This is a genomic window from Streptomyces sp. NPDC004561 (assembly GCF_053602155.1).
In genome coordinates this window covers 1-13,779 of sequence record NZ_JBSGDB010000224.1, presented here as the reverse complement: position 1 = coordinate 13,779, position 13,779 = coordinate 1, and the positions used below count along the sequence as shown (strand labels likewise).

Genomic DNA, 13,779 nt, shown 5'->3' with positions numbered 1-13,779 from the left:
TGGATCGACTTGCCGTACTCCTGGCGGGACTTGGTGGTGTCGGCGATGACGTCGACCGGGTTGTTCGAACTCGCGCTCTCAGCTTGGGAAGCTGATGTTCTACCATTAAACTACACCCGCGTAAGTTCGGACGGTCGGCCTGGAAGGCCCCGTGTCCGACGCTCGCTCACTGTACCTCATCGCGGACCCCTGGTGCTCGTGGCCAGGGGTCTGAGCGCGCCTCACGGGGGGTATCCGACTGCGGGCGCCCGGAGTTGGGGCGTACCGTGGAGGGGTGGGAGAGGGTCCGGGTGGGGCCGGAGTGCCGCCTGGAGAGTCGTCTCTTTGATCCCGTAATGTGGCTTTTGCCGTCGGGTCGGGAAGCCCGACGAGGCTCTTGGGGAAGGGACTTAAGGGACTTGATGGAACGCACCGTCGTCCGTTGTGCGGATGGGCACGTCTTCAGCACCGCTTCGTTCCCGATGCAGCAGGCCGATCGGCTCGGCCCCGGCCGGCTCATGAGGTGTCCCCGGTGTGCCCGGCTCCGCAGTGTCGTGCCGGTCGCCCTGGAGAAGCAGGGGATGAAGCAGGGAATGGATCAAGGGGTGAAGCAGGCATAGGGAGCCGCGGCGGGGACCCGCCGTAGTCGCGCGGTAACACCAGGCGCGCGGAGTCGTCGCGATTGTCACGGCTCCGCGCGCCTTGCGTATCCTCGCTACGTGCTTCTCTCAGACAAGGACATCCGGGCCGAGATCGACGCCGGGCGGGTACGGATCGATCCCTACGACGAATCCATGGTGCAGCCGTCGAGCGTCGACGTACGGCTGGACCGTTACTTCCGGGTGTTCGAGAACCACCGTTACCCGCACATCGACCCCTCGACCGAGCAGCCGGACCTGACGCGGCTGGTCGAGCCGGAGGGCGACGAGCCGTTCATCCTGCACCCCGGGGAGTTCGTGCTCGCCTCCACGTACGAGGTCATCACGCTGCCCGACGATCTCGCCTCGCGGCTCGAGGGCAAGAGCTCGCTCGGCCGGCTCGGGCTGGTCACGCACTCCACCGCCGGGTTCATCGACCCCGGCTTCAGCGGGCACGTCACGCTGGAGCTGTCCAACCTCGCCACGCTCCCCATCAAGCTCTGGCCGGGGATGAAGATCGGGCAGCTGTGCATGTTCCGGCTGTCCTCGCCGGCCGAGTTCCCCTACGGCAGCGAGCGCTCCGGCTCCCGGTACCAGGGACAGCGCGGGCCGACGGCATCGCGGTCCTACGTCAATTTCCATCGGACCCAGGTGTGAGGGCGGCCGCGGCATGAGTGACGTGCGGGAGAACCTGACGTACGAGCGGTTCGGTGGCGCCGTCCGCGAGCTGGCGCAGACGATCGCCGACGACGGGTACGAGCCGGACATCGTGCTCAGCATCGCCCGGGGCGGTGTGTTCGTCGCCGGCGGGCTCGCCTACGCCCTCGACTGCAAGAACATCCACCTGGTGAACGTCGAGTTCTACACGGGCGTGGGGACCACCCTGGAGATGCCGGTCATGCTGGCGCCGGTGCCCAACGTCATCGACTTCTCCGACAAGAAGGTGCTCATCACCGACGACGTCGCGGACACCGGCAAGACGCTGAAGCTGGTCCGCGACTTCTGCCTCGACACCGTCGCCGAGGTGCGCTCCGCGGTGATCTACGAGAAGTCCCACTCGCTCGTGAAGTGCGAGTACGTCTGGAAGCGGACGGACGAGTGGATCAACTTCCCGTGGTCCGTTTTGCCTCCATGCCGTAAGTCTGGCACGCCGATCACGCCATCTAAAGACGCTCTCTGAAGATCGTCAGCTTCGGCCGGATCTGGCTCCTCGTACTGCACCTCAGCGCGTCCGGGCCTCCGCAGCAGCACTGGTCCCTGACTGAACGGATGAGTTTCGCGCCGTTGTCATATGGCCGCAGATGGACACGGCCATACAAATCGGCCCGACCGGCAGGAAGTTGCTCCCTCTGACGGTCAAGAACGCAGGTCCGACACCGGCTTCGAGTGGTCACACGCACTGACGTGAGCGGGGCACTCGATCGGGTGGTTGAGGCGCTGGCGGGGGCGAGCGGGAAAGAGGTGGCGGCTGCGTTGTCGGCGCTCGGCGCTTCGCGTCCTCGCCCGCTGGCACTGCCGACTTGTCCTCGTACGCCGCTGCCGAGCCCTGTAGGCGCCTCACGGATCGTCTCAGAGGTGGAGTGAGCCCCTTTCCCTGATGGAGAGGGGGCTCACTGGTGTGCGGTGGCGTGGGAACCTGCGGGCTTGGCACTGCGGCTGGTGCCACGACCCCGTACTCCTGGTGAGTTGCACCGGCAGGATCTGCGCAAGGGGAGCTGTCGGGAATAGCCTGGGAAAAGCGACTTCGTGGTGGAACGGACCCACCTGAGGTATCCAGAACGTCGAGGGGGATGCGAAACAGGGAGGAAGAATGCCCTGGAATCTGAGAGGCACGTACCTGGAGAGCTGCAACTGTGACGTGGTGTGCCCCTGCACCACCTCGGGCCTCACCGCGCCGGCCGACCACGAGCGCTGCCAGGTGACCTTCGCGTTCCACGTGGACAGCGGGACCGTGGACGGCGTGGACGTCTCCGACCGCAGCGTCGCCGTCTTCATCGACGCACCCCAGGTGATGGCCGAGGGCGGCTGGCAGGTCGCGCTCTACGTCGATGCTTCGGCCGACGAGAGTCAGGCGGAGGCGCTGGGCAAGGTCTTCTCCGGCCAAGCTGGTGGGCCGATGGCGGCGCTCACGCCGCTCATCGGCGAGGTACTCGGAGTGGAGCGCGTCCCCATCGACTACCGCGACGACGGCCGCCGTCATGCCGCGCGGGTGGGTGAGGCCATCGACATCGAGATCGAGGACCAGGTCGCCCCGCAGTTCGGCGAGGACGGTCCGGTGATGGGCCTGACTGGCATGTTCCATCCTGCGAACAGCACGCTGACGATCGCCCGGTCCACCCGGGCGACGGGCGACGGCGTGTACGGCCGGTCCTGGGACTTCACCGGCGGCAACGGACACTCGGCGCCCTTCACGTGGTCCGTATGACCGATGGGCCGGTCACCGGCCGCAGAAGGGCGCGCCCTGCCGGGCTCCTGCTGGTAGCTGCGGCCGTCGCCTGGAGCTGGGTGGTGACGCGCTGGGGAGGTACGCAGGCGACGACCGCCACCATGGGCCTGGGACTGCCCGCTTTCCTGGGCGTGTGGACGCTGATGATGGCCGCGATGATGCTGCCCTCCACGGCGCCCGTCGCTGCGGTGTATGCACGCACCATCACCGTGCACCGGTCGAGGCGCATGGTCGCTTTCACCGTTGCGTACCTGCTCGTCTGGGCCATGGCCGGGCTGCCGGCGTATGCGCTGGCCGTGGGCCTGGGCCGGGCGGCGACCGCGGCAGGGACCGCAGTGGCCGCGGCCGTCTTCGCGGTCTGTGGCGTCTACCAGCTCACGCCTCTCAAAGATCGTTGCCTGGCGAGGTGCCGCTCGCCGATCGGGCTGATGCTTCGCTACGCCTCGTACCAGGGACACTCTCGCGATCTGCGTGCCGGAGCCCACCACGGCGCCTTCTGCCTGGGCTGCTGCTGGTCGCTCATGATGCTGTTGGCAGCATTCGGTCTGATGAACCTGTGGGCCATGGTGGTACTGGCTGTCGTGATCACCGCTGAGAAGCTCGCTCCGGCCGGCCGCCTGGTGGCCCGTGCCGTGGGTATCGTCTCGATCGCTCTGGCGGTCGCCGTCTTCTGGGTGCCGACGCTGGCTCCGGGTCTCACCGGTGGCGGTATGGCCGTTATGTGATGAATGCAGCGCGCGCGGCGGGATGGCGTGTTGGGAGTGCGGGAAAGTATGCCGCACGGGGCCGCCAAGGGCGGTGGCCGGCTCGTCGAGGAGGTCCATGACGTCGGCCGAGCCCTCAATAGATCTCCTTGCTCCGAGCGAGCAGTGCACGACCGGTGCTGGCACAGTTCCAGATCTCGCGCGAACTGGGCCGTGTGCCCGCAGATGGACACGGCCATACAAGTCGGCCCGACCCCAGAAGTTGCTGCCTGGAAGGTCGCCGGCGACGTCGCCGCCCCGGGGCCCACCGGCCAAGTCACAAGAAAAGGGTAAAAGGTGCATAAGGGTATGAAAGGAATAAAGGTCCCGTCGGGATGACTGAGCGTGGCGGGCTACCCGCACCGCATGGACGTCCGCATGAACTGGAGCTGGACGCATGACGGCGTGGCCTCGGGCTGCTTCGACAGCGTCGATGAGGCGGCCGAGGGGCTCGCCGCTTCCGCCCGGCGGATGGTCCACCGCTACGGCCGTAGTTACGAGTCGGAGGTCATGCAGGACTGCGTGGGCGCTCTACAGCACCAGATGCGCACGGACGCGAAGGTGGCCCTTGCCGAGGGGCGTACCTGGTCCGGGAAGTGCGGCGGGGTCCATGTGCATCTATCGCCGACGTGACGCGCGCGTCGGGCACGGCGCCGCACCCCGTCTGCCATCGACCCGGGCGGAGCCGAGCAGACGCGGCCCGTGATCAATCCTCACAGTCGTTCGTACAGTGGCGCGCTCCACCTGGACGTGCCCCGCCTGGCAAGCCGCGGCATCCTCGCAGAACGCGGGTGCGGCCAGTTCACCCAGCCCCGCACCGTCTCACCCCCCGAAGATCACTTGCAGAACGATGCCGACGAGTGCCAGCCCGGGGAGCGCGGCGATTGCCAGACACAACCAGGATGCCGCCTTCGTAAGCCTCGTTCCGTGCTCCCGCAAGACCGCGAAAGCTGTCAACGCGACGCCCACCACAACAGCGGAATAGAAAAGCGCGGCCACAGTTCACCTCCCCAGTTCGCGAGACTCTAGAGGCCCTGTTCCCCATACCCGGCACTGACCATGATCACCTGATCGAGACTTCCGTTCGGCGGACACCGCTCAAGATCGGAACAACAACAGCCTCTGACAACAACCAGCGTCGGGCGCGGGTTCCTGGCGCTGGGAGCGCGAGGCCCCTCCCCAATCGATGGGGAGAGCAAGGCGCATGGCCGGTTCCGCTTTCGCTGATTTGCCGTGAAAACTGGCCGCTCGCGCCGTTGTAGTGGTTGGCGCGCGAAGGTGCCCTAAGCGAGGTACGGTCGAAAGTAAAGACACATAGACGAACTGTGACAGCCTCCATCATGCCAACGTTCGATGTCGGCATCCCGTCCGTCCCGCCTACAATCAGAGCGTGCCAGCGGTGCTTCGGACGCGGAGTTTGATTGACTGCTTCGCCCAGTCAAGGTGCGAATGGGGACGCTGATGCGAAAACTCCTTGCGTCAATATGCACCGGGGCGGCACTTTGCCTTTCTGCGGCCGCGCTTCCGGTAGGGACTGCGAACGCTAACGAAGGTACTGCTGCCGCACATCATGAGTCTGCCGACGCCCAGGGGCAGTCAGCCGTCCAGTGCCATGTGGCGGAGAGCGACTGGACGTTGTGCGGGGTCATCTATCTTCCCCCAGGACATGCTCTTTGGATCGAGGAGTCGAACGGCTCAACTTTGAACCAGGTTTGGATCGCGACAGAGTTCTACGGGCCGAATGGGGCTTATTGGAGCCAGGTGATGAAGTTGGTGCGTTTGGGAGGCGGGCGCATCGGCTTCGCGACTAACACGACAGGTGTCACCGTAAAGGTCCAGCTCAAGATGTGGTCGCCTACGCATGGCTGGTTCTTTGGTGTAGCCGACCACTAAAGACGCCGTTTCTTATGGCGTGATTGCTCGTTGAGCCGTGCTTAATGCGGTGGGCGGCAGTCCGCCGAGCTCAAGCAGACAGCCAGGCGCGAGATGGGGTAGCTCGTGTCAGAACGGAAGCTCGGTCTTGACGGCTCCCCGGTTGATGGTCATGACTTGTTCGTGGAAGTTGCGACTGGCAGCTTCGCGCGGGTACCGGGACCTGAGTTCCTTGTCCAGCTCGTCGGCGACTAAAAGCAGTGACGGGAGGGACTTACGGTCGGCTTCCAGGGCCTTGGTACCCATGCCGATGGCTTCTTCGATCTCGCCCATGCGTGCGGCGGCGACTCCAAGGGTGAGTCGGGCTTCTGCGGCGCGCATGGGTGAGATCTCGGTGCTGTCTGGACCGGTGCTGATGCGGATCACTGATCGGGCGTGGTCGGCGGCGCGCTCGTCGTCTCCGAGGAGACGGTAGGCGTCCATCTCGTAGAAGTCCCACTTGTCGGGGTCGATGATGAAGTGGTGCTCGGGATGGTCGGGCCGCGGGAGTCGGTCCAGCCTCGCTCGGCCGGCATCAAGGGAGTCGCGGACCAGGCGGGCGTCTCCCATGCGGGCGGCGGCTCGGGCCTTGTGGGCGTAGAGCTGGACGCCGACCGAGTGTGTCTGGTCCGCCATGTGTCCGGCCTCGACAGCGCTGAGCATGTCTTGCCATCGGCTCTGGGTAAGGGCGAACCATGCCTCGATCTCCCATGCCCATGCCTTGATCTCGCCATGCCCGGCTTCCTCGCCGATGCGGAGTGCGGCGGCCTTGCTGAGGTTGGCGGCCTCGCGCTGGCCCCGGTCGTACTGCACGCACGCGTTGAGCAGAAACAGCCATCCGGTGTCGACCAGTAGCTCTCGGTGCTGGCGCAGCGTCATGCGACCTTCGAGCTGCTCGGTGACGTATAGCAGGCCGTTGCGTGTGCGCTCGTGGAGGTAGTCGGCGTCGGCGTACGGGTAGGCGCGAGCCAGCTGATCAATGCCTTGTTCGATCGACTCCAGGGCGGCGCTGTTGATGCTGGACATCTCCGTGCGGCGCAGCATCTCTGCGATGTCCCATATGCCTGCGCCACCCTGTGCGATCAGGGTGCTCGGGTCCTCGGACTGCGTGCTCCTGGCCGGTTGTTCCAGCTCCCACGGGCGTGGGGTGAGTCCTGCGAGATGGCCGGGGATGCGTAGGCCGTCGACCACTTCGAGGATCTTGTGGAACTGGGTGATCCGTGGTCGGACGCCCTTGCCGTCGGTCCCGGGTCGGGCCATCTTGCCGATGTGCTCGCGCTTGTAGCCGACGGCCTCGGCGATCTTGGCGTAGCTAACGTTTCCGTGGATCTTGGCCAGTCTGAAGACTTCGCCGAAGTCGTGGTTGGCGATCGCCGACCGCACGTCTGCGCGTTCCAGCACGTGAGGCGGAAGAGCTGCCGGTGTCGGTGCAGCTGTGGTCATCTCACTTCCCCATCGTGATTGACCTGACGTCTGAGCCTGCTCGAACTTCTCTCTCGATCATCGCGCCCTGCCTGTCCGGCGAGTCTACCCAGGGGGTCCCCAAGAGGGGGGTCCCCAAGTGGGGGGAGCCACGGTCGAGATGCGTGGTGCACCCTCGGGTCACGCTGCCGGGAGGGTCTCGGCAGACGTGATCAGAGACGGTGATCCGTGTCATGAGCGCGAGGGAAGCGCGGCGGCATGAACGGCTGACGAGTGAGTTAGATGCATACGCTCACTGGTTCGCGGCTCCGGATCCGTCCACGGGTGGGCGCTTTCTGGCGCTGACGCTCTTCGCCGAGTTCCAGGACACAGGGCGCGTCGCGCGCGATATGACGGCTCAGTTCCTCAAAGACGGCGCTGCGGAGGCGGTCGTTGATGACGCCCGGACGATCGTGTCGGAACTGGTCGGCAACGTCGTGAGCCACGCGGTGCCGGACCGGCGATTGGCCTGTCCGGGTGCGAGTCGGCGCATTGATGTGACGTTCAAGCTCTGGCCGCAGTGGCTGTTCATCGGTGTCGGTGATGAGGACTCGACTCCACCTCTGCTCCCTTTCGGTGACACGTTCTCGCCGGATCTCATGGGGCCGTTGTCGGAAGCGGTCCTGCCTGACAGCGGCCGAGGGCTGCTGATCGTCCAGAGGTTGGCTGCGGCCGTCTGGTGGACGCCGGAGGACGAGGGTGGCAAGACCGTGTGGTGCCGCATCGACCTGGACAAGGGGACGGGCGTCCGTTCGTCCTGACTGACCCCGGGCGTTGCACGCGTTTCTCTCGACATCACGCGTGTGCAGCGGCCCGGCTGGCCGGGTGCTGACCGGCCGGGGCGTCGGCCTCCCGGGGATGGGATCCCCACTCAGCCCCGGGAAGCCACGCTTCACAACCGAAGACCGAGACCGGACCACCCCCGCGCCTGGCAGCAACCGGGGCGGTCCGGGAGGGGACGCAACGATCCCCGGTGCCTGATGGTACCGGGGTCGTTGTGCTGTGCATTCGCCCTGGAGCCAAGAGAGTTGACGAACAGTTACCAGGGTGGGAGTGACAACGTGACCGGCGCAGAAGCTGAGTGGCCCGTGGATGGCCCGGAGCTGACGGGTGAAGACTTCGGTCTGTGGGTGCGCGGCGTCGACTACATGACGGGCTGGCGTGAGGCCCGTGAGGCTGCCGACGAAGTCAACCTTGCATTTCTCGGATTCGGTTTCGAGCCGACCGAGTTGCGGGCCGTTGCGGCGACGAACGATGATGGCCGTGGGGTTGTGCGACTGGTTGGGCAACCCAGTGCCGTGAACCGACTCGCCGGACTTCTTGGGCGATCCGCGAACGGCGGCGGCGGCGCGGCGTGAAGCGGATTTTCGCTGGTGAGTGGTGCACGTGGGCACGTCGCCGGCTGGAGGGACTTTGGGCTGGAGCTGCCATGGGGCGAGTGAACAGGGGGCCCTACGCTCGCCAGCGGATCGGGCAGTGATCCCGGCTTCCACAGCCGGTTGATCTGGCCCCTGATCTTGTTGTGGCACAACCCGCACCGGGCGATGCCGGAAAGCAGGTACTTGCGTGCGACCGGCCTGCCAGCGGCGGGGTTGGCTTGCTTCCGCTCGGCGACGGCGGCGCAGACCGCTTCCCACTCCTCGACAGTGTTGATCGTCTCCCACTCGCCGATGACAGGCTCACCGTCGTCGTTGAGCAAGATCTCACCGTGGTAGGTGCGGTAGCCGCACAGCCTCGGGTTGGTCACCATGAGCTCGACGTGGTGGTGCGCCATCCGCTTCGTTCCCTCGCGTGGACGCCCGATTCCTTGCTCCTGCCAACGCTTACGGATCGTGCCGATACGGACTCCGGCCAAGATCTCCTTCTGGGCCTCACGGATGTGACGTGCGGCTTCGGGGTCCACCTTGTTCGGGTTGTCCTTCTGCCAGCCGTACGGCGCGGGGCCACCGCTCGACTTCCCGCTCAGCGCAAGCTCAAGGTGCTTGCGCTTGATTCGGCGGGCGGCGTCATGTGACGACTTGATGGCGAAGGCGACCATCACGCGGGCCATCGTCCGTCCGTCCGCCGACGACAGGTCGATGTCGTCGGTGACGGTGGCGAATGTCAGGCGCTTGCGGTTGTCGAAGATGTCGATCAGGTGCTCAAGATCCTTCGGCTGCCTGGCCAGCCTGTCCAGGTCGTAGGACACCACACCGTCGATGAGCCCCGCTGCCAGATCGGACAGCATCAACTCGAACTCGGGGCGGCGGACGTTCCGCTTGTACGCGGAGACGTCGTTGTCCTCGTAGACCCTCGCCACGCTCCATCCACGCGCAGGTCGGCCAGCCGTTCGCAGTCCTGCCGTTGGCGGGCGACTCCAAGGCCGTCGCCCTCGTCGTCTCGTGAGATCCGGGTGTAGACGGCTACCTTGCGTGCCACGCTTGGGTGTGCCGGGGGCCCTTCGTGTCGTTGCGGGGGAACTAGAACGTGCCCAGCTTCACGATCGACAGCAGGGCGATCAGCTGGATCGCCGATGCGCCCAGGGCCTTCGGCCAGGGCAGGTCGTGGGAGCGGGAGACCATGAGGGTCAGCAGGGCGCCCGCGCCGATCCAGGTGGCCCACCCGAGCAGCTGGACGAAGCCGGCGTCGCCGCCGGCAAACATGGCGAAGACCAGGCGGGGCGCGTCCGTGAGGGCCGTGATCAGCATGGACAGGCCCACCGTGGGCTGCCAGGCGCCGTCGCCGCCGAGCTGGCGGGCCAGGGTGTGGGTGACCACGCCCAGGATGAACAGGCCCAGCACCATCACGACCGCCGTGATCAGCACGATCGGGACCGCGTTGGAGAGCGTGGCGCCGATCGCCTCCTTGCGGGCCCCGTCGAAGCCGAAGACGGCGAGCAGGCCGTAGAGGAAGGTGACGATCAGGGCGGGGGCCCACATCGTGTAGTCCCGCATCCGCAGGAAGGTCTGGTCGGGGGAGAAGACGATCCCCTTCAGCAGCTGCTTCCAGTGCAGCGGCGGGCCGAGCGGTGCGGCGGGCGCGGCGGCGCCGGCCTGGTAGGTCGAGCCCTGGGTGTAGCCGGCGGCCTCGTCGACCGAGAAGGCCCGGGTGTGGCCCGGGTTGTCGGCCGCGTAGGGGTCCGGGGCGCCCTGGCCCGGGTAGCCGCCGTCGAAGTACTCCGGGCCGTCGTCGGCCGGGCCCTGGTGGCCGTACGGCCGTCCCTGCTGCGGGTACGGCGGCTGCGGCGCCGACGGGTAGCCGTACGACGGCCCCGAGGGCTGCCCGTACGAGGGGCCCGCGGGCTGTCCGTACGGCTGCCTCTGCTGTCCGTACGACGGTCCCGGGCGTCCGCCCGAGGGCCTCGGCCGGCCGTACGACGGTCCCTGCGGCGCCTGCTGTCCCTGGGGGGTGCGGTTGTCCCGGCCCCCGCGTCCGATCCTGAATCCAGCCACGTCATCGAACGTACCTGGTCCCGGGAGACGACGTGCCGGGCCCGGCGGTCCGGGCCCGGCTTTGCGGCCGACCTGTGACATCCCCTAAGGGGTCGTCAGGGTCGGGACCCGGGACGGACACGGGTCCGGCCCCGGGGTTTCTCAGGGGCGCGGGGCCGGGTGGCTCAGTCGGCGAAGAGGGCGCCGAACTGGGGGGTGCCGGAGGTGGAGACGCCCACCCCGGACGGGCCGAAGGAACGCGCGCCGGTCGTGGTGATCTTCGTGCCGTTGGACGGCAGATAGGTGATGCCGCCGTCGCCGCTGTTCTCGTACGAGCCCACGACCAGGTCGGCCCTGCCGTCGCCGGTGACGTCGTCGAGCTTGACGTCGGCGCCGAACAGGTCGCTCTTCTCGTCGTTGCCGGGGACGCCGGCGGTGCTCTGCGCGAAGGACTGGGCGCCGGAGGCCGTGTTCACGCCGGAGGGGGAGCCGTAGAGCACGGTGACCGTGCCGGTGTCGGTGACGCCGGCGATGTCCTCGTCGGGGCTGCTGACGACGAGGTCCTGGTAGCCGTCGCCGTTGATGTCGCCGAGGTCGAGGTCCCAGCCGAAGCGGTCGCCCTTCTCGGAGGTGCCGGGGACGCCGCCGGTGTTCTGGCTGATGCCGGTCGTGGAGGCCGGGCCGTAGGTGACGTTGACCCGGCCGCCGTCGGAGGAGTCCGGGACGGGGGTGCCGTCGGAGGCGGTGGAGTCCCAGCCGGCGCCGCTGACGATGTCGCCGAATCCGTCGCCGTTGATGTCGCCGATCGCGGTGATGATGCCGGGCTTGAGGGCCTGGGCGGTCGAGCCGGGCAGGCCACTGGCGCTGCCGGGCAGTCAGTAGTTGGTGTTCCAGCCGTACTGCGTCTTCGTCTCGTAGCCGTCGACCACCAGGTCGGTGCGGCCGTCGCCGTTGACGTCGCCGGCGGTCAGGCTCATCGGCCCGTACGGGTCGTCGTTGGTGCCGGAGGCGATGGGCGGCTTGACGGTGGTGCGGCTGCCCGGGGTGCCGGTGGTGCTGAAGCCGCCCTTGTAGAGGTAGAGGGTGCTGGAGGAGCCGCCGACGACTAGGTCGGCCCTGCCGTCGCCGTCGAAGCCGCCGGCGGCCAGGTCCTTGCCCCAGAAGTCGTGGGAGCTGGGTGCCGGGTCGGGGATGTCGACGCCCTTGCCGGTCAGGCCGCTTCTGGAGCCCCAGAGGATGGCGAGTGCGCCGCCGTCGGTGTCGGTGCCGACCTTCTCGTCCGGGGTGCCGACGGCGAGGTCGTCGTAGCCGTCGCCGTTGAAGTCGGCGTACGCGAGTTCGCCGCCGAAGAAGTCTCCGGCCTCGGCGGTGCCGGGGACGCCGGTGGTGTTCTGGCTGATGGTGGTGCGCCGGGCGGAGGTGACGCCGGTGGTGGTCCCGTAGAGGACGACGACCTGGCCGGCGTTCTTGTGGCCGCTGACGTAGGCGCCGGCCGCCGAGGTGGCGATGTCGCCGATGCCGTCGCCGTTGAAGTCGGCCTTCGCGACCTTGGTGGAGTCGGCGGCCGAGGCGGGCGGGGCGGCGAAGGTGAGCAGACCGCCCGTCAGCGCGGCCGCGGTGGCCGTCGTGAGGGCGAGTCGGGTGGGCATGTGCATGTGTTCTCCTGCGACATGCGGGGGATGCCTGGCGGGCATCCGCAGACGATGGGGTGCGGACCGTCCGTGTTCGTCGTGGGTTGTCCCGCGGTTCACCGGACGGTCGGCGATCATGAGACCCACCGTGGTGCGTAAGGGCTGTACGAGATTCGGGTAAGCGCGTGAGTTCACCGTGAGCTGCGCGGGGTCGCGGCGGCGGGAGGCGCGTGACTGGCGCAGGATGGTGCCATGAGCGTAGTGAAGATCAACGTGCTGGCCGTGCCCGCCGAGCAGCGGGAGGTCCTGGAGAAGCGGTTCGCCTCGCGGGCCCACGCCGTGGAGAACTCCGACGGCTTCGAGTGGTTCGAGCTGCTGCGCCCGGTCGAGGGCACCGACACCTACCTCGTCTACACGCGCTGGCGGGACGACGAGTCCTTCCAGGCGTGGATGGAGGGGCCGATGAAGTCCGCGCACCAGGGCGGCGGCGAGGGCGCCGAGCGGCCGCGGCCGGCGGCCTCCGGCTCCACCCTGTGGTCCTTCGAGGTGGTCCAGCAGGCGGGGCCCAAGGGGGAGTAGCGGGCGGACACGACGGCGCCCCCTGCCTGTGCGGGTCAGGGGGCGCCGTCGGCCTTTCGGGGGCCGTTACTTCACCGGCTCCGGTTCCGGCTCGGTCTCGGTCGCGGCCTCGCCGGCCGGGTCGACCGGGGTCTTCACCGAGTCGAGGAGCAGCTGGGCCACGTCCACGACCTGGATGGACTCCTTGGCCTTGCCTTCGTTCTTCTTGCCGTTGACCGAGTCGGTCAGCATGACCAGGCAGAACGGGCAGGCCGTCGAGACGATGTCGGGGTTGAGGGAGAGGGCCTCGTCGACGCGCTCGTTGTTGATGCGCTTGCCGATCCGCTCCTCCATCCACATCCGGGCGCCGCCGGCGCCGCAGCAGAAGCCGCGCTCCTTGTGGCGGTGCATCTCCTCGTTGCGCAGGCCCGGGACCTTGCCGATGATCTCGCGCGGGGGCGTGTAGATCTTGTTGTGGCGGCCCAGGTAGCAGGGGTCGTGGTAGGTGATGATGCCCTCGACCGGGGTGACCGGGATCAGCTTGCCCTCGTCCACGAGGTGCTGGAGCAGCTGGGTGTGGTGGATGACCTCGTAGTCGCCGCCGAGCTGCGGGTACTCGTTGCCGATGGTGTTGAGGCAGTGCGGGCAGGTGGCGACGATCTTCTTCGCCGACTTCGGCTTCCTCGACTCCGCGGTGACCTTGCCGTCGTCGTCCAGCTCCTCGCCGAACGCCGTGTTCAGGGCCATCACGTTCTCCATGCCGAGCTCCTGGAACAGGGGCTCGTTGCCGAGGCGGCGGGCGGAGTCACCGGTGCACTTCTCGTCGCCGCCCATGATCGCGAACTTCACGCCCGCGATGTGGAGCAGCTCGGCGAAGGCCTTGGTGGTCTTCTTGGCGCGGTCCTCGAGGGCGCCGGCGCAGCCGACCCAGTAGAGGTACTCGACCTCGGTGAGGTCCTCGATGTCCTTGCCGACGACCGGGACCTCGAAGTCGACCTCCTT

The 13,779-nt window shown here is 67.5% G+C and carries 12 protein-coding genes, 1 tRNA gene and 1 pseudogene; 8 read left to right on the top strand and 6 right to left on the bottom strand.

Annotated elements, in window-relative coordinates:
- Nucleotides 1-31: 31 nt before the first annotated feature.
- Nucleotides 32-117, bottom strand: a tRNA-Gly gene (locus tag ACWEN3_RS26235).
- A 284-nt stretch (nt 118-401) separates the two neighbouring features.
- On the opposite strand from ACWEN3_RS26235, the gene ACWEN3_RS26230 reads away from it, so the two are divergent.
- From ACWEN3_RS26230 to ACWEN3_RS26205, 6 genes are all read left to right on the top strand, one after another.
- Nucleotides 402-599, top strand: coding sequence for a hypothetical protein (locus tag ACWEN3_RS26230; RefSeq protein ID WP_452975646.1), 198 nt, complete (start codon nt 402-404; stop codon nt 597-599).
- A gap of 99 nt (nt 600-698) precedes the next feature.
- Nucleotides 699-1,274 (top strand): dCTP deaminase, encoded by a 576-nt coding sequence (gene dcd / locus ACWEN3_RS26225; protein ID WP_452975643.1) that lies wholly within the window; start codon nt 699-701, stop codon nt 1,272-1,274.
- A 13-nt stretch (nt 1,275-1,287) separates the two neighbouring features.
- Complete coding sequence (locus ACWEN3_RS26220) at nt 1,288-1,797, top strand: phosphoribosyltransferase (RefSeq protein ID WP_450801468.1); 510 nt, start codon at nt 1,288-1,290, stop codon at nt 1,795-1,797.
- A 630-nt stretch (nt 1,798-2,427) separates the two neighbouring features.
- On the top strand, nt 2,428-3,042 hold the full coding sequence (locus ACWEN3_RS26215; protein ID WP_452975640.1) for a DUF1326 domain-containing protein: 615 nt from the start codon (nt 2,428-2,430) through the stop codon (nt 3,040-3,042).
- Nucleotides 3,039-3,788, top strand: a complete 750-nt coding sequence (locus ACWEN3_RS26210) for a DUF2182 domain-containing protein (protein ID WP_452975637.1) — start codon at nt 3,039-3,041, stop codon at nt 3,786-3,788. Before ACWEN3_RS26215 ends, ACWEN3_RS26210 begins: the two co-directional genes overlap by 4 nt.
- A 363-nt stretch (nt 3,789-4,151) precedes the next feature.
- A complete protein-coding gene (locus tag ACWEN3_RS26205; RefSeq protein ID WP_452975634.1) occupies nt 4,152-4,439 on the top strand; it encodes a hypothetical protein in 288 nt (95 codons plus the stop codon).
- Nucleotides 4,440-5,807: 1,368 nt separating this feature from the next.
- Here ACWEN3_RS26205 and ACWEN3_RS26200 read toward each other — a convergent pair.
- A complete protein-coding gene (locus ACWEN3_RS26200) occupies nt 5,808-7,160 on the bottom strand; it encodes a tetratricopeptide repeat protein (RefSeq protein ID WP_452975631.1) in 1,353 nt (450 codons plus the stop codon).
- Nucleotides 7,161-7,372: 212 nt separating this feature from the next.
- Here ACWEN3_RS26200 and ACWEN3_RS26195 point away from each other — a divergent pair, with 212 nt between their 5' ends.
- The gene (locus tag ACWEN3_RS26195; protein ID WP_452975628.1) at nt 7,373-7,939 is read left to right on the top strand and encodes an ATP-binding protein; all 567 of its coding nucleotides are present in this window, start codon (nt 7,373-7,375) and stop codon (nt 7,937-7,939) included.
- A gap of 383 nt (nt 7,940-8,322) precedes the next feature.
- On the opposite strand, the gene ACWEN3_RS26190 is transcribed toward ACWEN3_RS26195, so the two are convergent.
- The 3 genes and pseudogenes from ACWEN3_RS26190 to ACWEN3_RS26180 form a co-directional block, all read right to left on the bottom strand.
- Nucleotides 8,323-9,477, bottom strand: a complete 1,155-nt coding sequence (locus ACWEN3_RS26190) for a recombinase family protein (RefSeq protein ID WP_452975625.1) — start codon at nt 9,475-9,477, stop codon at nt 8,323-8,325.
- A 160-nt stretch (nt 9,478-9,637) separates the two neighbouring features.
- Complete coding sequence (locus tag ACWEN3_RS26185; RefSeq protein WP_452975622.1) at nt 9,638-10,690, bottom strand: YIP1 family protein; 1,053 nt, start codon at nt 10,688-10,690, stop codon at nt 9,638-9,640.
- Between the two features lie 83 nt (nt 10,691-10,773).
- A pseudogene (locus ACWEN3_RS26180) lies at nt 10,774-12,243 on the bottom strand (FG-GAP and VCBS repeat-containing protein).
- Between the two features lie 228 nt (nt 12,244-12,471).
- Between ACWEN3_RS26180 and ACWEN3_RS26175 the strand changes: the two are divergent.
- Nucleotides 12,472-12,798, top strand: coding sequence for an antibiotic biosynthesis monooxygenase family protein (locus tag ACWEN3_RS26175; RefSeq protein ID WP_452975619.1), 327 nt, complete (start codon nt 12,472-12,474; stop codon nt 12,796-12,798).
- Between the two features lie 66 nt (nt 12,799-12,864).
- On the opposite strand, the gene ACWEN3_RS26170 is transcribed toward ACWEN3_RS26175, so the two are convergent.
- On the bottom strand, nt 12,865-13,779 hold a 915-nt coding region (locus ACWEN3_RS26170; RefSeq protein WP_452975616.1), incomplete at its 5' end, for a (Fe-S)-binding protein.

Bases quoted from the DNA above. Each gene is read 5' to 3' on its own strand.
- ACWEN3_RS26230 (WP_452975646.1), top strand. From the start codon at position 402: ATGGAACGCACCGTCGTCCGTTGTGCGGATGGGCACGTCTTCAGCACC.
- ACWEN3_RS26220 (WP_450801468.1), top strand. From the start codon at position 1,288: ATGAGTGACGTGCGGGAGAACCTGACGTACGAGCGGTTCGGTGGCGCC.
- ACWEN3_RS26215 (WP_452975640.1), top strand. From the start codon at position 2,428: ATGCCCTGGAATCTGAGAGGCACGTACCTGGAGAGCTGCAACTGTGAC.
- ACWEN3_RS26210 (WP_452975637.1), top strand. From the start codon at position 3,039: ATGACCGATGGGCCGGTCACCGGCCGCAGAAGGGCGCGCCCTGCCGGG.
- ACWEN3_RS26200 (WP_452975631.1), bottom strand. From the start codon at position 7,160: ATGACCACAGCTGCACCGACACCGGCAGCTCTTCCGCCTCACGTGCTG.
- ACWEN3_RS26195 (WP_452975628.1), top strand. From the start codon at position 7,373: ATGAGCGCGAGGGAAGCGCGGCGGCATGAACGGCTGACGAGTGAGTTA.
- ACWEN3_RS26185 (WP_452975622.1), bottom strand. From the start codon at position 10,690: ATGTCACAGGTCGGCCGCAAAGCCGGGCCCGGACCGCCGGGCCCGGCA.
- ACWEN3_RS26175 (WP_452975619.1), top strand. From the start codon at position 12,472: ATGAGCGTAGTGAAGATCAACGTGCTGGCCGTGCCCGCCGAGCAGCGG.